General features: G+C 68.6%; 23 protein-coding genes and 1 pseudogene. 11 read left to right on the forward strand and 13 right to left on the reverse strand.

Going from position 1 to position 21187, the window contains the following annotated elements; genetic code table 11:
- Positions 1-14: 14 nt before the first annotated feature.
- A complete protein-coding gene (locus RZ1_RS26435) occupies positions 15-638 on the reverse strand; it encodes a class I SAM-dependent methyltransferase (RefSeq protein ID WP_072815595.1) in 624 nt (207 codons plus the stop codon).
- A gap of 163 nt (positions 639-801) precedes the next feature.
- Positions 802-1710, reverse strand: coding sequence for a LysR family transcriptional regulator ArgP (locus RZ1_RS26440; RefSeq protein ID WP_072815596.1), 909 nt, complete (start codon positions 1708-1710; stop codon positions 802-804).
- A gap of 72 nt (positions 1711-1782) precedes the next feature.
- On the opposite strand from RZ1_RS26440, the gene RZ1_RS26445 reads away from it, so the two are divergent.
- Positions 1783-2385, forward strand: a complete 603-nt coding sequence (locus tag RZ1_RS26445; protein ID WP_072815620.1) for a LysE/ArgO family amino acid transporter — start codon at positions 1783-1785, stop codon at positions 2383-2385.
- Positions 2386-2396: 11 nt separating this feature from the next.
- Here the strand turns inward: RZ1_RS26445 and RZ1_RS26450 are convergent, their stop codons facing one another.
- Both RZ1_RS26450 and RZ1_RS26455 read right to left on the reverse strand, forming a co-directional pair.
- Complete coding sequence (locus RZ1_RS26450) at positions 2397-3260, reverse strand: cation diffusion facilitator family transporter (protein ID WP_072815619.1); 864 nt, start codon at positions 3258-3260, stop codon at positions 2397-2399.
- Positions 3261-3293: 33 nt separating this feature from the next.
- Complete coding sequence (locus tag RZ1_RS26455) at positions 3294-3710, reverse strand: pyridoxamine 5'-phosphate oxidase family protein (protein WP_072815597.1); 417 nt, start codon at positions 3708-3710, stop codon at positions 3294-3296.
- Positions 3711-3814: 104 nt separating this feature from the next.
- On the opposite strand from RZ1_RS26455, the gene RZ1_RS26460 reads away from it, so the two are divergent.
- Both RZ1_RS26460 and tgt read left to right on the forward strand, forming a co-directional pair.
- Entirely contained in the window at positions 3815-6538 is a 2724-nt protein-coding gene (locus RZ1_RS26460; protein ID WP_072815598.1) for a calcium-translocating P-type ATPase, PMCA-type, read from the forward strand.
- A gap of 85 nt (positions 6539-6623) precedes the next feature.
- Complete coding sequence (tgt, locus tag RZ1_RS26465; RefSeq protein WP_072815599.1) at positions 6624-7898, forward strand: tRNA guanosine(34) transglycosylase Tgt; 1275 nt, start codon at positions 6624-6626, stop codon at positions 7896-7898.
- Here the strand turns inward: tgt and RZ1_RS26470 are convergent, their stop codons facing one another.
- The 7 genes from RZ1_RS26470 to RZ1_RS26500 form a co-directional block, all read right to left on the reverse strand.
- Positions 7899-8651 carry a queuosine precursor transporter gene (locus RZ1_RS26470; RefSeq protein WP_072815600.1) on the reverse strand — a complete coding sequence of 251 codons (753 nt, stop codon included), beginning with the start codon at positions 8649-8651 and terminating at the stop codon, positions 7899-7901.
- A 99-nt stretch (positions 8652-8750) separates the two neighbouring features.
- Positions 8751-9689, reverse strand: a complete 939-nt coding sequence (locus RZ1_RS26475; RefSeq protein WP_083583932.1) for an RDD family protein — start codon at positions 9687-9689, stop codon at positions 8751-8753.
- 93 nt (positions 9690-9782) lie between these two features.
- Positions 9783-10694, reverse strand: a complete 912-nt coding sequence (locus RZ1_RS26480) for a hypothetical protein (protein WP_072815601.1) — start codon at positions 10692-10694, stop codon at positions 9783-9785.
- A gap of 45 nt (positions 10695-10739) precedes the next feature.
- The gene (gene gluQRS, locus RZ1_RS26485) at positions 10740-11729 is read right to left on the reverse strand and encodes a tRNA glutamyl-Q(34) synthetase GluQRS (protein WP_072815602.1); all 990 of its coding nucleotides are present in this window, start codon (positions 11727-11729) and stop codon (positions 10740-10742) included.
- A 76-nt stretch (positions 11730-11805) separates the two neighbouring features.
- On the reverse strand, positions 11806-12465 hold the full coding sequence (locus RZ1_RS26490; RefSeq protein WP_072815603.1) for a hypothetical protein: 660 nt from the start codon (positions 12463-12465) through the stop codon (positions 11806-11808).
- Positions 12466-12475: 10 nt separating this feature from the next.
- A complete protein-coding gene (locus RZ1_RS26495; protein ID WP_072815604.1) occupies positions 12476-13051 on the reverse strand; it encodes a TetR/AcrR family transcriptional regulator in 576 nt (191 codons plus the stop codon).
- Positions 13052-13154: 103 nt separating this feature from the next.
- Positions 13155-13712: a TIGR03086 family metal-binding protein gene (locus RZ1_RS26500; protein ID WP_072815605.1), complete on the reverse strand. Its 558-nt coding sequence runs from the start codon at positions 13710-13712 to the stop codon at positions 13155-13157.
- 210 nt (positions 13713-13922) lie between these two features.
- Between RZ1_RS26500 and RZ1_RS26505 the strand changes: the two genes are divergently transcribed.
- The 3 genes from RZ1_RS26505 to RZ1_RS26515 all read left to right on the forward strand — a co-directional run bounded on the left by RZ1_RS26505 (position 13923) and on the right by RZ1_RS26515 (position 15660).
- Positions 13923-14477: a COG4315 family predicted lipoprotein gene (locus tag RZ1_RS26505; RefSeq protein WP_072815606.1), complete on the forward strand. Its 555-nt coding sequence runs from the start codon at positions 13923-13925 to the stop codon at positions 14475-14477.
- 101 nt (positions 14478-14578) lie between these two features.
- Positions 14579-15163, forward strand: coding sequence for a hypothetical protein (locus RZ1_RS26510; protein ID WP_072815607.1), 585 nt, complete (start codon positions 14579-14581; stop codon positions 15161-15163).
- Complete coding sequence (locus RZ1_RS26515) at positions 15160-15660, forward strand: hypothetical protein (protein ID WP_072815608.1); 501 nt, start codon at positions 15160-15162, stop codon at positions 15658-15660. The genes RZ1_RS26510 and RZ1_RS26515 overlap by 4 nt, the downstream gene beginning before the upstream one ends.
- Before the next feature lie 322 nt (positions 15661-15982).
- On the opposite strand, the pseudogene RZ1_RS26520 reads toward RZ1_RS26515, so the two are convergent.
- Together RZ1_RS26520 and RZ1_RS26525 are read right to left on the reverse strand one after the other, a co-directional pair.
- A pseudogene (locus RZ1_RS26520) lies at positions 15983-16385 on the reverse strand (thiamine pyrophosphate-requiring protein); the annotation flags it as partial.
- 109 nt (positions 16386-16494) lie between these two features.
- Complete coding sequence (locus tag RZ1_RS26525; RefSeq protein WP_072815609.1) at positions 16495-17163, reverse strand: YoaK family protein; 669 nt, start codon at positions 17161-17163, stop codon at positions 16495-16497.
- Between the two features lie 448 nt (positions 17164-17611).
- Here RZ1_RS26525 and RZ1_RS26535 point away from each other — a divergent pair, with 448 nt between their 5' ends.
- Genes RZ1_RS26535 through RZ1_RS26555 form a run of 5 tightly spaced genes read left to right on the forward strand, consistent with a single transcriptional unit; the run spans position 17612 to position 21118 of the window.
- Positions 17612-19138: a ferritin family protein gene (locus RZ1_RS26535; RefSeq protein ID WP_072815611.1), complete on the forward strand. Its 1527-nt coding sequence runs from the start codon at positions 17612-17614 to the stop codon at positions 19136-19138.
- Between the two features lie 12 nt (positions 19139-19150).
- Positions 19151-19396 (forward strand): toluene-4-monooxygenase system B family protein, encoded by a 246-nt coding sequence (locus tag RZ1_RS26540; protein ID WP_072815612.1) that lies wholly within the window; start codon positions 19151-19153, stop codon positions 19394-19396.
- The gene (locus RZ1_RS26545; protein ID WP_072815613.1) at positions 19396-19782 is read left to right on the forward strand and encodes a Rieske 2Fe-2S domain-containing protein; all 387 of its coding nucleotides are present in this window, start codon (positions 19396-19398) and stop codon (positions 19780-19782) included. Before RZ1_RS26540 ends, RZ1_RS26545 begins: the two co-directional genes overlap by 1 nt.
- A gap of 9 nt (positions 19783-19791) precedes the next feature.
- A complete protein-coding gene (locus tag RZ1_RS26550; RefSeq protein WP_072815614.1) occupies positions 19792-20103 on the forward strand; it encodes an MmoB/DmpM family protein in 312 nt (103 codons plus the stop codon).
- 1 nt (position 20104) lies between these two features.
- Complete coding sequence (locus RZ1_RS26555; protein WP_072815615.1) at positions 20105-21118, forward strand: aromatic/alkene monooxygenase hydroxylase subunit beta; 1014 nt, start codon at positions 20105-20107, stop codon at positions 21116-21118.
- The last annotated feature ends 69 nt before the right edge of the window (positions 21119-21187 follow it).

Raw genomic sequence — 21187 nt, forward strand, 5'->3', positions numbered from 1 at the left:
CGAATGGGCGGGCGTCAGGGCGTCCGGACGGCGCGGAGCACCGCGTCGTGCAGCACGATCGCCTGCCGACCGTGCCCGGTCACCGTGCGGGTGCGTGACTCGGCGACGACCACCTCCCAGCGGTCCGGATCCAGTGCGTCCGCGAGATCGTCTGTCGTGACTCGTGATTCGGGTGCCGATGGATCGTTAGGGTGTGGGTGGGCTGGATGGCCGTGGCCGACGACGAGGAGCGTTCCACCCGGCGCGACCGCGTCGGCCAGGCGTCGCAGGAGCTTCTCCCACGGCCCGGGCGTGTGCACGTAGTGGGAGGTCACGAGATCGTACTCGGCCTGTGGTGGGGTCCAGTCCGCCAGATCCGCGCGCACCCAGTCGATCCGGTTTGCGACATCGGTCCCGGCCGATCCGGCGTGTGCCCGTGCGCGGTCCAACGCCGCCTCGGCGATGTCCACCGCGGTCACGTGCCAGCCGTGCCCGGCGAGCCACAGGGCGTCTCCACCCTCACCGCAGCCCGCGTCCAGCGCCCGCCCGGGCGTCAGGTCCGCGACCTCGGTGACGAGCTGAGGATTGGGGTGACGGTGAATCGTGGAGCGACCCCGGTAGCGGTCCTCCCAGAATTCCCTGCCGAAATCGTCGGGCATGGCGGCGTCCTTCCGTGTGCTGCTCCGACTGTGCGGGGCGCCGGGACGCAAGGGCAAGTCTTGTTGCCGAGTCGGCAAGCCGCGAGGGTCAGGCGCTGCGCGTCTCCGCGCGGAAACGGGCCGACGGGGGCGGCGCCCGCTGCTCGCCCGACTGGGCTCGATGTCAGCCGACTGATCGGCGCAGCACCTCACGCGCCGTGCGCCGGACCGCCTCGGTGAGCGCGTCGAGAACCGGCGACTCCAGCCGCCAGCGCTGCCAGTACAACGGCACGTCGAACGGCTCGTCCGGGGCGAGCGGCACCAGATCGGCGTCGCTCCCGAGCGCCGGATCGCCGAGCATCGGTTCCGGCAGCATGCCCCAGCCGAGTCCCAGGCGGGCGGCGTCGACGAACTCGCGCGCCCCCGGCACGTAGTTGCGCGGGGGGTCGAACCGGCTGCGGGTGTGCCGCTGCAGGAAGCGGTTCTGCAGATCGTCCTTGCGATCGAAGGTCAGCATCGGGGCCTCGCGCAACGCGGCCGTCGTCATGCCGTCGGGGAACCAGTGCGCCGCGAAGTCGACGCTCGCCATCGCGTGATACCGCATGGCTCCGAGGTTTTCGGATGTGCAGCCCTGCACCGGATCCGGCACCGACGTGACCGCCGCCATCGCCGTGCCGTCCCGCAGCAGCGCCGTCGAATGGAACTCGTCCTCACGCAGCAGCTCGAACAGCGCGCGGTGGTGCTGCGGCATGCGGGCCAGCGCCCGCAGCATCCAGGTGGACATCGAGTCGGCGTTCACCACGAGCGGCACCGTCACGTAGCTGTTCGGGCTCGCGGTGATGCCGAGCGCCTCGGCCGTGTCCTGCTCGAGCCGGGCAACCTGGCGGGCCAGCCGCATGATCGCCTCGCCGGGGCCGGTCGCGGTCACCGGCCGGGTCCGGCGCACCAGTACCTGCCCGACGTGCTGTTCGAGGGCCTTGATGCGCTGGCTCACCGCGGACGGGGTGATCCGCAGGATCGCGGCGGCACCGTCGAAGGTGCCCTCGTCCAGCACGGCGGCGAACGTGCGCAGTTGAGCAAAGTCCAGATCCATATGAAGAATCTCTAATGTTCCTTAAGAAAAATCAACTGTTCTTATCCCGTGACCCTTCCTGGCGTGAGCGAGGTGAACCTCGTCGCCGCCGGCTTCCTCACCGGACTCTCGCTGATCGTCGCGATCGGCGCCCAGAATGCATTCGTCCTGCGTCTGGCCATCGCCCGCCGGCACGTGCTGCCGGTGATCGTTGTGTGCGCCCTGTCCGACGCGGTGCTCATCGCGGCCGGTATCGCCGGCATCGCGACCGTCCTCGACCGCGCCCCCGGTGCGCTCGAGGTGATCCGTTGGGGTGGAGTGATTTTCCTCGTTTCGTACGGTCTGCTCGCGGCTCGCCGCGCCCTGCGGCCGTCCGCGTTGAGCGCGGTGCCGGGCGGCACGATCACCATCGGCGCGGCCCTCGCGACCTGCCTGGCGCTGACCTGGCTGAACCCGCACGTCTATCTCGACACCGTTCTCATGCTCGGATCGGTTGCCAACACCCACGGCAATCCCGGCAAGTGGTGGTTCGGTACCGGCGCCGTCGCCGCGAGCATCGTGTGGTTCGGGGCGCTCGGCTACGGGGCGCGCTACCTGCGGGCGTGGTTCGCGCGGCCGGGGGCCTGGCGCATCCTCGACGGCGTCGTCGCCCTCGTCATGGTGAGCCTGGGCGTGGGTCTCGCGGTCGGGAGCTGACCGCGGCCAGGTCACCGAGGCCGCGCGGCCTCGTCGGTGGGCTCGAGGTGGGTGAACACCCACGTCCCCGGTAGGGCCGACCGCACATCCGCCTCGACCCGGTCGAGCAGATCGTGTCCCGCCTGCACCGTCCAGTCGCCGGGAACCCGCACCGTGAGGTATACGAAGCGCTGCCGGCCCGACGCCCGGGTGCGGGGCGCCAGGATCGTCACCGACCCGTCACGGTACCGATCGAGCACCTGCTGCACCTGCGCGACATCGTCGTCGGGCAATGCCGCGTCGAGCAACCCGATGACCGATTCGTGCACCAGCCCGTACCCGATCCGCAGGATGTTCACGCCGACGAGCAACGCCACGATCGGGTCGAGCACGTTCCAGCCGAACAGCGCTACCAGGCCGATGCCGGCGAGCACCCCCACCGACGTCCACACGTCGGTGAGCAGGTGTTTACCGTCGGCGACGAGCGTGATCGAACGGTGTCGGTGCCCGACCCGCAGCAGCATCAGTCCCACCGCGAGATTGAGAATCGACGATCCCGCCGACAGGAACAGGCCCACACCGACCTCGGTCAACGGTTCCGGCGCCATCAGCCGCTGCACCGACGTCCACACGATCGCACCGGCCGCCGCGAAGATCATCGCGCCTTCCACTGCGGCGGAAAGGTATTCGGCCTTGCCGTGCCCGAATTCGTGATTCTCGTCCGGAGGTCTCGCCGCCGCCCGCAATGCGAAGACGCCCACCACCGCGGCCACCAGATTGACGGCCGACTCGAGCGCGTCGGACAGCAGGCCCACCGAACCGGTGATCCACGCCGCCCCGGCCTTCAACGCCATGGTGGTCAGGGCGGTCGCGACCGACAGCAGCATGCACCGCATGAGCAGGCGGTGCTGCGCGGATTCGGTCACCGGTCAGTGCTCGACGAGCGTGAAGCGACGTCCGGTGATCTCGGACGCGGTGATCTCGACGAAGTTGTACTTCGGTGTCGCCACCCACGGCGTCGGGCCGAGTTCCTCTGCCGCTTCAATCTCGTTGAAATGTGTCAGGATTCGTGCCCTGCCGTGCATGACGACGCTCCACGCGGCATGCTCGCCGATGAGATCGGACTCGAACGCGACCTCCGCGTGCACCGCCAACTCCGCCAGTTTGCTGCCCTCGCCGGAACGGAACAGCACCTTGCGGTCCCCGACGACGTAGTTCACGGGGAAGATGTCGGGACGGCCATCCGCGATGACCACCAGTCGGCCCACCTGCACGGTGCGCAGCAACTCCCAGCACTCGTCCTCGCCGAGCACGGTGACGACGTCCGCATCCGACGGCTCGCTCATGACTCCTCCTTCGACGTACCGGCATGTCCAGCACATCACGAACAGCGTGGCCGTGCAGTGGAACGGAGAGCACGCCGGAAGATCCACCGATAGCGTAGGAGCCCATGACCGATGTTGCCGAATCGCCGTGGCACACCCGGGTGCCCGCCGAGGTCGCCGCGGCCCTCGGGGTGGACCCCGCGACGGGGCTGTCCGCCGCCGAGGCCGAGCGGCGCCGCGCCGGGAACGGACCCAATCTGCTCGCCGAGGCACCACGTGTTCCGGTGTGGCGCAAGGTGATCACCCTGCTCGCCGATCGGATGACCCTCGTGCTCGTGATCGCCGCGGTGGTCAGCGCGACCGTCTCCCGCGAATGGGAAACCCCCGTCGTCATCTTCGCGGTCATCGCGTTGAACACGATCCTCAACTACGTGCAGGAGTCCCGCGCCGAGAACAGCCTGCAGGCACTGCGGCAGATGTCCGTCTCGACCGCGCGGGTCCGCCGGGACGGCCGGGAAACGGAACTGCCGTGCGCCGACCTGGTCCCCGGAGACCTGGTGCTGCTCGAGGCCGGCGACGCGGTCCCCGCCGACGGCCGGCTCCTCACCGCCGTGCGGTTGCAGATCGCCGAAGCCGCGCTCACGGGAGAATCACACCCCGTCGACAAGGACATCGACCAGGTCGCGGACCCGGCCGCGCCCCTCGGGGACCGCACCGGCATGCTGTTCATGAACACGCAGGTGACCCGCGGGCGAGCCGCGATGATCGTCACCGCCACCGGCATGCATACCGAGATGGGCGCGATCGCCACGCTGCTCGGCACCGCCGGGGTGGAGCAGACCCCGTTGCAACGCCGCATCGGCCAGCTCGCCGGAACGCTGACGGTCGTTGCGCTGGTCACCGTCGCCCTCGTGTTCGTGCTGGGTCTGCTGCGCGGGCAGTCCTGGTCGGATCTGCTCCTGACCGCGGTGTCCCTCGCGGTCGCCACGATCCCGGAAGGTCTCACGGCCGTGGTCGCGTTCACCCTCGCCATGGGGGCGTCACGGCTCGCGGCGCGCGGCGCGATCGTCAAGCAACTGTCCGCGGTGGAAACCCTCGGCAGCACCACCCACATCGCCACCGACAAGACCGGCACCCTCACCCTCAACGAGATGACGGTGCAGCGGTTGCTCGTGCGCGGCCGCAGCTTCCGGGTCACCGGAAGCGGGTACGGCACGGACGGCAAGATCCTCGTCGGCGACGGCCTGCCCGCACCGGACATGACCGCGGCGCTGCTGGGGATGGCGCTGTGCAACGACGCGACCGTCCACGACGGCACCCTGGTCGGCGATCCCACCGAGGGTGCGCTGGTGGTGCTGGCGGAGAAGGGCGGCATCGACGTCGACGGGGCGCGGGCCGCGTTGCCGCGGCTCGCCGAGGTGCCGTTCGACTCGGCCTACAAGTACATGGCCACCTTCCACGCGGTACCCGAGGGCGGCTACCGGGTCTTCGTGAAGGGTGCCCCCGGCGCCCTGCTCGGCCGGGCCACGTCGATGCTCGGCGCCGACGGGCCGGTCCCGATCGGCGACGGCGACCACGGCCGGATCAGGGCCGCGATCGACGACCTCGCCGCGGAGGGCCTGCGCACCCTGATGATCGCGGGCCGTGACCTGGATGCGGTGCCCCGCGGCGACGCGGACGCCCTGCAGCAGCGGGTGTCCGACCTGACCTTGTACGCGGTCGTCGGCATCGTCGATCCACCGCGACCGGAAGCCAGGCATGCCATCGAGGTCGCGCGCGGCGCCGGGATCGCCGTGCACATGATCACCGGCGACCACCTGGTGACGGCGTCGGCGATCGCGCGGCAACTGGGCATCACCGGCAGCGCGGCGAGCGGAGCGGACCTCGACGGGCTCGACGACGCGGCGCTGCAGGCCCGCGCGGCGGAGTTCGGTGTGCTGGCCCGGGTGGCGCCCGAACACAAGATCCGGGTGGTCAAGGCCTTGCAGAGCAGCGGGGAGATCGTCGCGATGACCGGCGACGGTGTGAACGACGCCCCCGCCCTCGAGCAGGCCGACATCGGCGTGGCCATGGGCATCACCGGCACCGACGTGTCCAAGGGTGCTGCGAACATGATCCTCACCGACGACAACTTCGCGACGATCGTCGCCGCGGTCGCCGAGGGTCGCGGCATCTACGACAACATCGTCAAGTTCGTGAAGTTCCAGCTCACCACCGCGTGGGGGTTCGTGCTGATCTTCCTCGCGGCCGGCGCGCTGGGGCTGGCCGGGGGCGCGCCGTTCACCGCGCTGCAGATCCTGTGGGTGAACATCATCATGGACGGCCCGCCGGCGCTGTCGCTCGGCGTCGACCCTGCCGAGCCCGGCACGATGAAACGACCGCCGAGAGCGGCCCGCGAGGCCCTGCTGAACCGGGCCCGGGTCCAGCGCATCCTGGGGCTGGGGATCGTGATGGCCACCGGCACGATCGCGGTGCTGCACTTCGCGCCCGACCTGTTCCCGGACAGCGCCGGCGACCCGCTGTTCGCGACGACTCTCGCGTTCACGACGTTCGTGTTCTTCCAGGTGTTCAACCTGTTCAACGTGCGATCGAACCTGGGATCGGTCTTCTCGTTGCAGACGTTCACCAACCACACCGTCTGGATCGCGATCGTCGCCGTGATCGTGCTGCAGGTCTGCGTGGTCCAGGCCGCTGTGCTGCAAGGATTCTTCGACACCACGTCGCTGACCCTGGCACAGTGGGCGCTGGCCGTCGCGGTGGGTTCGATCGTCCTGTGGGTCGACGAGGTCGGCAAGGCCGTCGCCAGACGCGTGTCGCGCCGGCGGAGCGCCGAGAATGCCCGGACGTAGCGGTCGCGGAAGCGTCCACGCGACGCACCCGAGCCGGCCCCGGCCGGTCGGTGCCCGGTCAACGGTGAGCTGGCACAATCGTCGGGTGAACGCCCCACGCAGCACCGACCCGGCCGTCCCCTCCCCGCCCGATCCGTTCTTCACCGTCGGCGCCCGGCTGGACAACGGCCTGGGCCGCACCGGCACCATCCACACCCCGCACGGCGACATCCGCACGCCCGCGTTCGTCGGTGTCGGCACCAAGGCGACGGTCAAGGCAGTGCTGCCCGAGGCGATGAAGGATCTCGGTGCGCAGGCGCTTCTCGCCAACGCCTACCACCTCTACCTGCAGCCGGGACCGGACATCGTCGACGAGGCCGGCGGACTCGGCAAGTTCATGAACTGGGACGGCCCGACGTTCACCGACAGCGGCGGATTCCAGGTGATGTCGCTCGGCGTGGGATTCAAGAAGGTGCTGGCGATGGAGGCGGTCGGGGTGCGGTCCGACGACGTCATCGCGAAGGGTAAGGAACGGCTCGCGCACGTCGACGACGACGGCGTCACCTTCAAATCACACCTGGACGGCTCCCGTCACCGGTTCACGCCCGAGGTGTCGATGCAGATCCAGCATCAGCTCGGCGCCGACATCATGTTCGCGTTCGACGAGCTGACCACCCTGATGAACACCCGGCGCTATCAGGAGGAGTCGCTCGCGCGGACGCAGGCGTGGGCGGTGCGCTGCATCACCGAGCACGAGAAGCTCACGGCCGAGCGCGCGCACCGTCCGTACCAGGCGCTGTTCGGGGTGGTGCAGGGCGCGCAGTACGAGGATCTGCGCCGGCAGGCATGCCGGGGACTGGAATCCATCGTCGGTGAATCCGGGCGAGGATTCGACGGATACGGGATCGGCGGGGCGCTCGAGAAACAGAACCTGGGAACCATCGTGCGCTGGTGCACCGAGGAACTGCCCGCCCACAAGCCCCGCCACATGCTCGGTATCAGCGAACCCGACGACATGTTCGTCGCGATCGAACACGGTGCCGACACGTTCGACTGCGTGAATCCGTCGCGGGTCGCGCGCAACGCCGCCATCTACCATCCGGACGGCCGCTTCAACATCAACACCAGCCGTTTCCGCCGGGACTTCACACCCATCGACGAGAACTGCGACTGCTACACGTGCGCGAACTACACCCGCGCCTACATCCACCACCTCTTCAAGGCGAAGGAGATGCTCGCGTCGACGTTGTGCACGATCCACAACGAGCGGTTCACCGTCCGGCTCGTCGACGAGATCCGCGCCTCGATCGAGGGCGGCTACTTCGCCGAGCACAAGGCGGACACGCTCGGGCGGTTCTATTCGGGTGCCGCCCGTCCGTAGTCAGGCCGAGTAGCTCGGTTCGTGCTTCTTCACGTGCGCGATCACCCGGTATGTGAGGGGCATGACCACGATCTCCACGAGCGTTTTCCACAGGAACCCGACGATCACGTAGTTGGCGAAGTCCCTCCACGTCGAGATGCCGATCGCACCCGCCGCGATCGCGCAGAAGATCAGCGTGTCGGCGAACTCGCCGACCACCGTGGAGCCGATCAGCCGGGCCCACAGGTGCTTCTCCTTCGTGCGCTCCTTGATCCGCACCAGCACGTACGAGTTCAGCAACTGGCCGACGAGGTAACCGGCGAGACCGGCGAGCAGGATGCGCGGGACGACGCCGAGGACGGCGTCGAACGCCGCCTGGTTCTCGTAGAAGTCGGCGGGCGGCAGCAGACCGGTGATCCAGAAGCACAGCGCGGCCAAGGCGACCGCCCCGAACCCGAACAACACCGCGCGTCGCGTCGCCGCGAACCCGTACACCTCGCTCAGGACGTCGCCGAGGATGTAGGCGAGCGGGAACAGGAAGAACCCGCCGTCGGTGAGGATCGGCAGGACCTGCAGTGAGCCGATCGCGACGTCGGTGTCGCCGAAGAACGCGACGCCCTTCGTCGCGCAGATGTTGGAGATGATGAGCACCGTCGTGAACAGCGCGACGATCCCCGGGTAGTAGCTGCGGGCCACGTGCGCGAACGCCGCATGATCGGGTGCGGCGGCCGGTCCGGAGGCAGGGATTTTCGGGGTCGGTGCGTGCTCTGTCACCCGGTCATCCAAGCATCCGTGGCGCGGCAACGCGAAGTACGGACAAAACGCCGCGGGCCCCGTCCGTGCTGGACGAGGCCCGCGGCGGGTGCGGTGCGATCAGGACTTGACGACCTGGGTGCCGCCCGCGAACGCGTCGTGGAAGCCCTGCTTGGTCGGGCTCTGGCCGATCGTGACGGCGATGCCGATGAACGCGGCGAGCGAGGCGATGTTGAACAGCCAGCCGAGGACCGGAATGCCGGCGAATGCCTGCAGTCCCAGGTAGGCGTTGCGCTTCACTGCCTGCTCGAGTGTCGGGAGACCGCCGTCCGGGCCGGTCACCGACAGGCCGAGCACCTTCTTGCCGAGGGTCCAGCCCTTCGTGGACTCGAAGTACGCCGCGTAGCCGAGCAGCGCGAGGCCCGTGAGCAGCCCGAGCACCACGGTCAGGAACGTGCTGCCGGCGAGGGAGACGATCCCGGTGAGGATCCCGAACGGGACACCGATGATGAGCGCGTCGATGATGCGCGCGCCGAGCCGCGGGAGCAGCTCGCCCGGCTGCCCGGCACCCGGGCCGAAGGTGGGTTGCGGAGCGCCGTATTGCGGAGCGCCGTATTGCGGAGCGCCGTACTGCGGGGCCCCGTACTGGGGTCCGGCGGCCGGAGCGCCGAACTGCTGGCCGGGCTGCTGCGGTGCACCGAACTGCTGCGTCGGCTGGTTACCGAACTGCGGGGCCTGGGGGTCGCCGTACTGGGGCGGCGCACCGTACTGGGGTCCGGCGGGCGGCGCGGTGTACTGGGGTGTCGAGGGCTGTCCGCCGTACTGCTGCCCGCCGCCGTACTGCTGCCCGGCAGGGGCACCGTACTGTTGTCCGCCGGCGGGGGCGCCGTACTGCGGGGGGTTCTGCTGCGGCGGCTCGTAACCGGAGGTGATCGGGTTCGGGAAGTGCGTGGTGTAATCCGCCGGTTGCCCGGCTGCCGGCTGCCCGCCGTACTGGGGTGCGGGGTATGCCCCCGAACTGTGCGGATCGGACTGAGGCGGATATCCCCCGGTGGTCATGTGTCTCCCTTGTCGTCGGGCGTGCGGATGCTGCACGGTACATCGGCCGTGCAGCACTCGTCGATATGGTCGATATGTCCGCACGCTGCACGATCAGGGTGCCACAGGACCCCCAGTGGTCACTCGGTACGCATAGGTCGACGCGATGATCGTCACCGGAACACTGACGAGCAATCCGAGGCCGCAGAGCAACGCACCGACGATATTGAGGCCCACGACGGCCAGCGCGAGCAGCAGCAGCGTGCCCACGTTGGACGAGACTGCTTGAACACTGGACTTGATCGCGGCGATCGCATCCTGGTTCCGATCGATGACGAACGGCAGCGTCCACCAGGTCAGGAACAGGACGATCAGACCCGGGATGATCAGAAGCACGAAGCCGATGATCGTGGCGAGGGCGACGATCACGCTCGCGATGATCACCGCGGCGACGTTGGTGAATTGGAAGAAGGATCCGAACGCGGGCTTGTTGCCGTCGATCTCGTGCAGCGCTCCACGGACGTAGGCGGCCTGGATGAGATAGCCGACGATCGCGCCGACGACAGCGCCGATCGCGCGCCACAGCGTGAACTCGCCGGAGGTGTCGAAACCGCCGAAGATGAGGTTGATCACACCCTGGATCACGAAGGCGACGACCATGAAGCCGATCCACACCCCGGCGTTCTGGCTGAACTTCGACCATCCGTACGAGATCGCGTCCCCCACGCTCAGTTGCGTCGGGGCGGGGGAGTAGCCGGGAGACGGCGACGAGAAGCTCCCGGGGGGAGGCGGGTAGTTCCCCGGCGGAGGATAGTTCCCCTGCGGGGGCGGGTAGTTCCCGGGCGGGGGCGGGTAATTCCCAGGTGGCGGGTAGTTGCCCTGCGGCGGGGGGTAGTTCCCGGGCGGCGGATAGCCGCCGGACGGAGGTGGCGGGTAGCCACCCTGTGGATTCTTCGGATCCGGGTTGTCGGGACTGTTGCCCGGTCTGTACGGGTCCTGATTGGGGTCGAAACCGCCGGTCGTCATGGCTCGTCCTCTCGGGGCGGCTGAGCGGGAAGTCAATTCCGCACCCTACGTCCGATCCGGGCGTTGTGCACGAAGATCAACTTCGTCCGAGGTCCCGGTGTCGTCGCGTCGGGCGGGCTCGGTCTCGAACACCCACGGGTGCCGGGGTAGCAGAGACGGGTTCCAGCGATCCAGCAGCAGCGGCAGCGTCACCGGCTCTCCGGGGTCCGCGAGGCGGAGGGACACCGCGATCCGGCCCAGCACCTCGGCCGGGGTGTGTCCCAGGGCGCGCTGATCGGCGAGGGTCACCGCGCCGTCGCGTTTGGCCAGCCGCTGGCCCTCCTCGTTGAGCGCGAGCGGGACGTGCGCGTAGACGGGGGCCGGAAGGTCGAGCAGCGCAGCCAGATACGCCTGCCGGGGTGCGGATGCGAGCAGGTCGTCGCCGCGCACGACCTGATCGATCCCCTGTGCGGCGTCGTCGACGACGACCGCCAGGTTGTAGGCGGGGGTCCCGTCGCCGCGGCGCAGCACCAGGTCGTCGACGATCCCGGTGAAATCGCCGTGCAGCAGATCGTGCACCGTGAAGAAGTCCGTCGCGGCCCGCAGTCGCACGGCCGGTGGGCGGCCCGATGCCTTCTTCTCCTCCCGCTCGGTCGCCGACAATGCGCGGCAGGTGCCCGGGTAGGCGCCGGCCGGCGCGTGCGGAGCGGAGGTCGCCTGCTGGATCTCGCGCCGCGTGCAGAAACATTCGTAGGTCAGCCCGGCCCGGGTGAGACGGTCGATCGCGTCGTCGTACAGCCGACGCCGCCGCGACTGATGGACGACCTCGGCGTCCCAATCGATGCCGAGCGCCGCCAGATCTGCGAGCTGGCCCTGCTCCGCGCCGGGCCGGACGCGGTCGAGATCCTCGACGCGCACCAGGAATCGGCGTCCGCTGCTACGGGCGAACAACCACGCGAGCACTGCGGTTCGCAGATTTCCCAGATGCAGGTCGCCGGAGGGGCTGGGCGCGAACCGCCCGGCCCCCACCGGTGCCTCGGCGTCCGAATACGACATTCGTGCACCCTATCGGTGTGCGGCTTTGCCGCCCGTAAGCCTCGGGGGCGGTCGGAACCGCCAGACAGGCACACGATCAATTCAGCAGGTTCACCGCATTCGCCACGACCAGACCGAGGATCACCACCGACAGCAGGGACTGCACGGCCATGGTCAGCTTGGCCCACCGAGCCAAGGGAAGGACGTCGGCGGGACCGAACGTGGTGGCGTTGGTCAGCGCGAGGAACAGGTAGTCGACGAAGACGGGTCGCCACCCTCGGGGCGCGAGTCCGGGCTCGAGCTGCTGGGGGAACGCCAGGTCGGGATGGGCCCGTGGTCGCAGGTGCCGGTTCACGGCACCGCCCCCGTCGAGTTCCCAGTACAGAAAGCCGAACGCCAGTACGGTTTGCATCCACACGAGCGCACCGGACACCAGCAGGGCGGTCGCGACCGTCGTCGCCGGAGATCCGTGCAGCAGATCCCACACCAGCCGCGCCGCACTCCACGCTGCCCCCGCCGCGATCGCGACCACCAATGCAACGGACAGCGCCCGCACCCATCGCCCCGGCCGGTCGATACGACCGGGGTCAACGATGACGAGAGCGACGAGAACGAACCCCTCGATCGCGGGAAGCAACCAGGGGGTACCCGGCGAGTAGTGCGACGGAAGCAGGAACGGCACGGACATCGACACGAGCACGAACGCCGAGGCGGTCCAGCGTTGTTCCGCGCGGGGGGAACGTGAATCCTCGCTCATCGCGGCGCCATCACCCGTCGGCGAGGGCCAGCTGAATCTGGGTGTGCAGGGAGTGGGTGAGGAACTCCGGCGGATACAGCGCCGGGCTCGCGATCGCGTCGAGAGCGAGGCCGTTGACAGCCGCGAGCAACAAGGTCGCCCGGGTCTCCGGCTCCGGGGTGCCCATCCGGATCAGGACCGCCGACAACCCCGTGCGCATCGTGAACAGTGTCGCGTGGCGGATCGCGCCGAGCGGCGGAGACGTGGCCGCGCGGACCGCGAACGCCGCCATCACCTGCGCTTCGCTGGCTCGCTGCTCGTCGAGCGGCAGCAGCTGGCTCAGCGCGGCGAAAAGGGTCCGGGAGGGGTCGATATCGGGATCGGTGCTGCTCAGCCGCCCCAGGACCCGGTCGGCGAGTGCCCGGAAGGCGAACGCGAGCATCTCGTCCTTCGTCGGGAAATGGTGCTGCACCGCGCCGATCGACACCCCGGCCTCGCTCGCGACCTCGCGCACGCTCGCCGAGTCCAGGCCGCTGCGTGCTGCGACCTGGAGCAAGGCAGCGGCGAGCCGGTGGGGGTTCGTGGTGGCGTACGGGCGGGCGCGCATGGATGCACCGTACCTGCATCAATCGGACATACGACGGTATGGGTGCCGCCCGTCGGCGACCGTCTGCACGACGACGACCAGGCACGACGCCGGCAAGTGACGATCAGGCCTGCCGGCCCAGGAACGCGAGGACCCGGGTGGTGCGGTCGGCGCCCTCGGGTACCTCGAGGGCCGGGCCGCACACGCCCTCCATACGGATCGATTCACCCATCCCGGCCGCCGCGGACTCGACGAAATCGAGGTCGGCGGCGGCGATGGTTTCATCGAGTCCCGTCGCGCGCGCCAGATCCCATCCGTGCACCACCAGATCGAAGGTGTAGAACGTGTCGACCGTCGCCGCGAGGGATGTCCGCCCGAAATGGCCGTCGTATTCCAGGTTTCCGCGGGCCGGGTCGTCGAGGATCTCCTGTACCCCGTCGCGGGTCGCGGCCCACGCCCCGACCGGGTCGGCTTCCGGCGACGGCCCGGGCGGCAACTCGAGGCCGACCCTCGTGACGATCTCGCGTTGGGTGTCGACGACGTGCTGCACCAGGTCGCGGGCGGTCCAGCCGTCGCACGGCGACGGCGAACTCCACCGGTCGGTGGGGACCGCGTCGACGATGGCGGTGAACTTGGCGGCGAGATCGCGGTAGTGGTCGGCAGGGGACACGGCGTTCGTCATGGGGTCGATTGTTCGCCGCGGGCCACGTCCCCGGGGCGAAATCTCCGGATGGCAGTCCCCGATCCGCGCCGATCCGAACGTGCCGGTGGGAGGATGGACAGGCCTCCATCAGGGTTTCGTCGAGGTCGGTGGACGGTACGTCCGCCAGATTCCGGCCCCTGCCTCGCGGTCGCAGGTACGGGCACCGACAAGGAAGAAGGACCCGATCCCATGAGCAGATCCGCACGGAACAGATATGCGCGGGCCGCGGCGCCGGTGGCGATCGCAGCCGTCCTGGTGCTGGCCGGCTGCAGCGACGACGGCGGCGACACCGACACCGACAGCGGAGCCTACGACCAGGCGACGCGTACCACCGAGAGTGCTCGCACGACGGAAAGCGCGCCCACCGCACCGGCAGAGACGGCGGGCGCGGCGCTTGCGGTCGCGGGCTCCGAACTGGGCGACATCGTCGTAGACGGCCGCGGGATGACCGTCTACATCTTCGACCGCGACACACCCGGCTCCGGGGCCAGCGCGTGCACCGGGGAGTGCCTCGTCGAGTGGCCGCCGGTCACCACCGACACGTCCACCCCGCAGGTCGCCGGCGTGGGCGGGGAGATCGGCACGATTCCGGGGCCGGACGGCACCCAGCAGATCACGGTGAACGGATGGCCGCTCTACTTCTATGTCGACGACACCGCCCCCGGTGAGGTCGACGGTCAGGGTGAGGGCGGCGTGTGGTGGGTTCTCGACGCTGCCGGTCAGAAGGTCACCACGGAGAACTGACCCCGGAGTTCGACTCGGGTCCGCACACGGGACCGAAAATACTTCTCCGTTTCCGCATCCGTCGTTCGGGTATCCGGTCGGGGACGAGGAGGTCGGACGAGATGCCTGTGTGGGGATGGATCTTGATCGGGGTGCTTGCGGCGATCGCCGTGGTCGCGGTCGTTGCGGCGGTCGTCGCTGCGCGCGCGGCGCGCGGCCGCACGCGGACGGAGCACCTGAAGGAGCGGTTCGGTCCCGAGTACGAGCGGACCGTCGGCGAGGTCGGGGAACAGCGCGCCGCGGAGAACGAGCTCGCGGCGCGTGAGAAGAAGCGGGAAGCCCTCGACATCGTGTCGCTCTCGCCCGAGGCGCGCGACAAGTATCAGGAGTCCTGGCGGACGGTGCAGACCGCGTTCATCGACGATCCCTCGAGTGCGGTCGGTGCTGCGGACCGCCTCGTCACCGACGTCATGCGACAGCGTGGCTACCCCGTCGACGACTTCGACAGGCGCGCGGCCGACATCTCGGTCGATCACCCGACGGTCGTCGACAACTACCGCGCCGCGCACGGCGTCTATCTGACGCAACAGAACGGCACTGTCCGCACGGAGGACCAGCGCGAGGCATTCGTCCACTATCGAACGCTCTTCGAGTCGCTACTCGCGCGGGAAAACGATCAGGACAACCCGAAGGAGGCGCGCGCATGACCACCCAGGATCCGCATCCCGGGAGCACCGAAACGGCCGGGGGAGCAGAACCATCGAGTGAGGGCGCCCGATCGTCGACGCACCGAATCGACTCTGCGCCAGGGAAAAGCGGAGTCTCGGCAGGAGAGGCGGCTGCGGCGACGGCGAGCGCCGGTCCGTCGACCGGCGACATCGGCGCGCCGACCGCGCACGCCGAGACGACGTCCGCGGGGACCGAATCCGATTCTCGGCAAGAACTTTTCGCCGAGGTCGAGTTGTCGGGGCTCAGGTCCCGCTGGGACGAGGTCCAGGCGGGGTTCGTCGACGATCCCAGGGACTGCGTCCGGAAGGCGGACGGTCTGGTGTCCGATGTCGTCGAGCGGCTCACGAGCGGCTTCGCGGACGCGCGGTCGCGGCTCGAGGAGCAATGGGATCGGGGCGACGAAGCGTCCACGGAGGATCTTCGTCTCGCGTTGAAGCGCTACCGTGAGTTCTTCCAGCGGTTGCTCTCGGTCTGAACGGGACCGGTCGGGACGACGGGTCCGGCACCGGGAGAGCGGGACGAACTCGAAGGAGACGGCATGCGGGGTCGGCGCGGGTTGCGAAGCGCCGCGGAACTCCCTTCCGGCTACCGGATCCATCGAACCGTCGATCTCGAGAAGGACAGGAAATTTGCCGTCGCGGTCCAGGGCCTTTTCGTGTTGGTGGCGCTCTGCGCCGTGGCGGCAGCCCTGTTGCTCGATGTGCCGCTGACCTCCGGTTGGAGCCCGGTCGTCACCGTCCCGGTGACCCTGCTCATGTGTCTGGTCTACATGGCCGTGCACGAAGCGACCCACGGGACCATCGGGCGACGTCGGACTCGATCTTTTCACGCCATGCGCGATTCTCCTTGCGTCGCAGGTGCGGAATCAGGGCCGTCAGTGCGGTGCGTGAATTGGCCACAAGGTTGACCTCGTTGGGATATTGCATGCCGATCAACCGGTCGTCGATGTCGATCTGCACCCCGCGGGCCTGGCCGTAGTCGGGCAGGAACTGGGTGTACGGGAAGCTCGAGCCGATCGTCAGGAGGGTGTCGCACTCACGCATCATCTCGTAGCTGGGGCCGGGTACCCGGGAGGCCGATGAATCCGGTGACCCAAGGCATTTCGTCGGACAGCACGTCTTTGCCCAGCAGCGCTTTGGCGGCTCAGGCGCCGAGAGTGTCTGCGACCTGCTCGATCTCCCGGTGGGCCCCGGGGACGCCGTGGCGGATTCACCCGCTCATCGTCCCCCACTGTTGCGTCATCGCAACCATTGCGCGACCCGCCCCACGGCAGTCGAAGGCCCGTACCCTCGCGGGCGGGGCCCGATGTTCACATCGGCCGGGTGGGCCCGGTGCTGTAGGGGAGGAATCGCACGGCGACGGTTAGCGTGACCGCGCCCACGGTCGCGATCCACAGCGCGTGCAGACCGAACATGCGGTGGGCGAGCGCGCCGAGAGTGGCCCCGGACACGAGCCCGGCCCACAGTCCCAGGTAGGGCAGCCAGGTCCACCGGGGTCCTCCGAATATCGCTGCGGCGAGGCGCTGTCCGATCTTGACCAGCGCGCCGGTCATGTAGGTCAGCGCCACGCTGGTTTCGCCGTCGCGCCGGAACACGTTGTTCTCCGCACCCATCGCCAGGGTCATGGCGACGACCGCCACCGGCGTCCAGCCGAGCCCCGCGGCCACCGCACCGACGAACAGCAGTGTGGACACCGCGGCCAGAACGGACGTTTTTCGGGTGCGGCGGTCCGGGCCGGTGGCTTCCGCGACGACGCCGCCGAGCACGACGCCGAGGAGGAACAGTCCGATGATCCCCGCGACGAGTGCGGCTTGCGACCAGTTGCCGTCGGCGATGCCCACGCTCATGCGGGTGGAATTGCCGCTCATGAACGAGACGAACACACCGCCGAGGGTGACGAAACCGAGCGCGTCGACGAACCCCGCGAGGGCGGACAGGGCGATTGCCAACCCCTGGAGTTTCCTTCCGTATCCGACCACGCTCGAATGCTAGTGACTCGGCAGGGATGAGGCACACGACACCGCCGATTCCGCTTTCCTCGAAGCCTGATCGAGCCGGGATTCGCCGGGGGTGCACACCGCGGATCGACGAGCATCCCAGTCCGGCCAACCGGGATTCTCTTCTGTTGCGGCAGAACCTCTTTCGATCAGTCCGCGGATCGAGGGCGGCTTCGGCGGCGAGGCCGACCGGTCCGCGTTCGGCCGGTGCCTCGTCGCCGACGTCGACCCGGCGGATCGGCACCCCCGCAGGTGCGACCCCGCGACCCCGCGTTGGGCCGCGCTTGGCCCGGTGTGCGGGCCCCTGTTCGGGGCCGGCGGAATCGACTTCCGCTGAATGGAAGAGCGTCGTTGTGACGCCCATCACCCGGTGCTCTAATTCGGGAACCCCAACGCAGCGCGCGTCGGCCCCATTCGAAGGAGTCATCAGGTGCCCAGCCTTGAGCGGTCGCAGTGGTACGACCTCACGCGAGATATGAATTGGACGTTCACCTACGTCGACGAAAAGGACGTCTTTCCCGAGGAGCTTTCCAACAGCCACGGCGTTGCCGCCGAGGACTGGTGGTCCTGGGACGAGCCCTACAAGGTGACCTACACCGAGTACGTCCACAACCAGTTCGGCAAGGACGCCTCGGTCTACGCCGTCAACGCGGTCGTCGGCCGCTCCAAGATCTTCGAGTCCCTCGACCCCGGCTGGAAGTCGGCGATCATCGCCCACTACGGCGCCATCGCAGTCCCCGAGTACACCGCCGGCATCGGTGAATCCCGGATGGGACGCTTCGGCCGCGCCGCCGCGTGGCGCAACATGGCGCTGTACGGCACCCTCGACGAGACCCGGCACGGCCAGATCCAGACGTACTTCCCCTACGGCCTTCTGGCGAAGGAACCGCGGGCGGACTGGGCCCACAAGGCCTTCCACACCAACGAGTGGGGGGCGCTCGCCGCCCGCAGCCTGTTCGACGACATGTTCGGCGCGAACGATGCGGTGTCCACCGCGATCCAGCTGACCTTCACCTTCGAGACCGGCTTCACCAACCTGCAGTTCCTGGGCATGGCGGCCGACGCGATGCGGGTCGGCGACGTGGACTTCGGTTCGCTCATCTCCTCGATTCAGACCGACGAGGCACGGCACTCCCAGCAGGGTGAGCCGACGGTGAAGATCCTCATCGAGCAGGGGCACAAGGATGTTGCCCAGAAGCTGGTCGACCACATGTTCTGGCGCTCGTGGAAGGTCTTCGCGCTGCTGACCGGACTGTCGATGGACTACTACACGCCGCTGGAGCACCGCGCCCACTCCTTCAAGGAGTTCATGAGCGAGTTCATCGTCAAGCAGTTCCTGGAGCAGTTCCGCGACTTCGGCCTGGAGAAGCCGTGGTACTGGGACGAATACTTCCTGCCGGAGCTCGACTGGCTGCATCACGCGTACCACCTCGGTGTCTACAACTGGCGTCCGACGGTCTGGTGGAACCCCGATGCCGGGGCCTCGCCGGAGGAGCGGGACTGGCTGGAGCAGAAGTACCCGGGCTGGAACGAGAACTTCGGACGGCACTGGGACGTCATGGGCGACAACATCCGGGCGGGCAAGCCGGAGGCGACCTTGCCCGAGACCCTGCCGATGGTCTGCAACATGTGCCACATCCCGATCTGCACGCCGGCCGGCTTCAACGCGGGCAAACTCGACAGCCCGCTGCCGCACACGCTGGTCCACGACGGACGCCAGTACAACTTCTGCTCGGTGCCCTGCAAGTGGATCTTCGAGGAGTCCCCGGACCGGTTCAAGGGGCACACCAGCGTGATCGACCGGTTCCTCGGCGGCGAGATCCAGCCGCCGGACCTGGGTGGCGCGCTCGCCTACATGAGCCTCTCGCCCGAGGAATGCGGCCAGGACGCGACCAACTACGAATGGGCCGCCGAGGCCTACGTGCCTGGCAAGTTGCCTGTCGGCGCGGACAAGTGAGGGAGACGGAACATGGCACTTTTCCCGCTGCAGGGCATGTTCGACGGTGACTTCGTCTTGATGCTCGTCCCGGTCGACGACCAGGACACCATGACCCAGGTCGCCGAGAAGGTGGCCTACCACGTGGTCGGACGTCGCGTCCCCGCCCGGGACCGTCCCATGCAGGTCCGCTACAACTCCGTCCCCGTCGCGCCGGACGTCACCGTCACCGGCGCCGGTTTCGGTCCGATGGACGTCGTGGAAGTGGGGTACCTGTGATGACCGAGGCGAACGTCGCCGCAGACGTCGACATCAAGTGGGTGGAAGTTCCCGAGGCGCACGACATCTGGGAAGGCGACATCGTCGATGCCGAGGTCGAGGGTGAGCAGGTCGTCATCGTGCACCACCTCGACGGCACGTACGCAGCCTTCCAGGGCCTCTGCCCGCACCAGGAGGTGCTCCTGGCCGACGGCAAGTGGGACGAGGAGACCTGTGTGCTGGCTTGCCCGGGCCACCTGTGGGAGTTCGACATGAAGTGTGGCGACGGCATCAACCCGAAGGGTTCGACGCTGTACCGCTACCGGGTCGAGGAGAACGACGGGGTCGTCCGGGTCGGGATCCCGCAGGACGGCGAAACTCACTACAACAAGTCCTACGAGAGCTGAAGGCCACCCATGACCGACAACCACAGCGCCGCAACACATCTCGTCGGCCCGGTGATCCGCGGCTTCGACCCGGACCTGGCCGAGGCCGTGATGGCCGCCGTCGAGCGGGACAACCCCGACCTGCCGGTGACCGTCGACGACCAGGGCGGCTACGTCCGAATCCACACTCCCGGCCGGTGTGTGCTCACGCGCGCCACCCTGGAGGACGAGCTCGGCTACACCTACCCGATCACGCGACTCGAGCAGGCGCTGGCCTCGTTCTCGGGCCGCGTCCTCACCTCCGACGACAGCATCGAGTGGTACCTGGAGAGGAACAACTGACATGACCACCACCCCTGCAGGCCGCCGCAAGCAGCGCACCTGGAGCCAGTTCGGCGAGGTGAAGCGCAAGCCCACCCCGTACGAAGCCGTCACCGGCAAGTTCCACTACCACTTCCGCCGCGAGCCGGCTCCCTTCGAGCTCGACCCGGCGACGCCGATCAACACCTGGTACCTGAACAACCGCGAGGGCTCGCCGTTCCAGGTCGACGACTGGGAGGCGTTCCGCGACCCCTACAAGCTCACCTACCGCGACTACGTCGCGATGCAGCACGAGCGCGAGATCTTCGTCGACTCGCTGGTGGACCGCTCGGAGGCCAGCGGCCTCGTCGGCGGCCTGGACCCGGCGTGGGTCGCCACTCTCGCGGACGTCTTCGTACCGCTGCGCTTCCCGATCCACGTGCTGCAGATGGTGAGCCTGTACGTCGGCCAGATGGCCCCGTCGTCCTACATCACCAACTGCGCCCACTTCCAGGCCGCTGACGAGATGCGGCGGATCCAGCGGATCGCCTACTGGACCAAGGTGCTCGCCAACACCCACGGTGACGACATCGCCGAGACCGCGCGGAGCCGGGACATCTGGGAGTCCGACCCCGCCTGGCAGCCCCTGCGCAAGGCACTCGAAACCCTCCTGATCAGCTATGACTGGGGTGAGGCCTTCACGGCCCTCTGCGTCGTCGTCAAGCCCACGGTGGACACGCTGTTCAACGACTGCCTGAGCGACCTCGCAGCACAGAACGGCGACCGGTTCGTCGCCGAGCTGGCCGCGGAGTTCGCCCGCGACTCGGCCCGCAGCCGGGACTGGACGCAGGCGCTGACGACCTATGCGCTCGAGCGGGACCCCTCGTTGTCCGAGGTGCTCGAAGGGTGGGTCTCGAAGTGGGTCCCGGTCGCCGACGAGGCGGTCGCCGCGCTGGCTCCGGCCCTCGGCCAGGCTCCGGTCCCGCTCGACCCGGCGGCTGTCGTGAAGAGGGCGGTGGCGACTCGCGATGAGTTCATCATTGGCACCGCTATCTGACCCGGCGGTGGTCGGGCACTACCGCGTGACGGTCGAGCCGTCGGGTGATTCGTTCGTCGTCCGGCCCGG

Source organism: Rhodococcus zopfii NBRC 100606 = JCM 9919, assembly GCF_001895025.1.
GTDB classification, from domain to species: domain Bacteria; phylum Actinomycetota; class Actinomycetes; order Mycobacteriales; family Mycobacteriaceae; genus Rhodococcus; species Rhodococcus zopfii.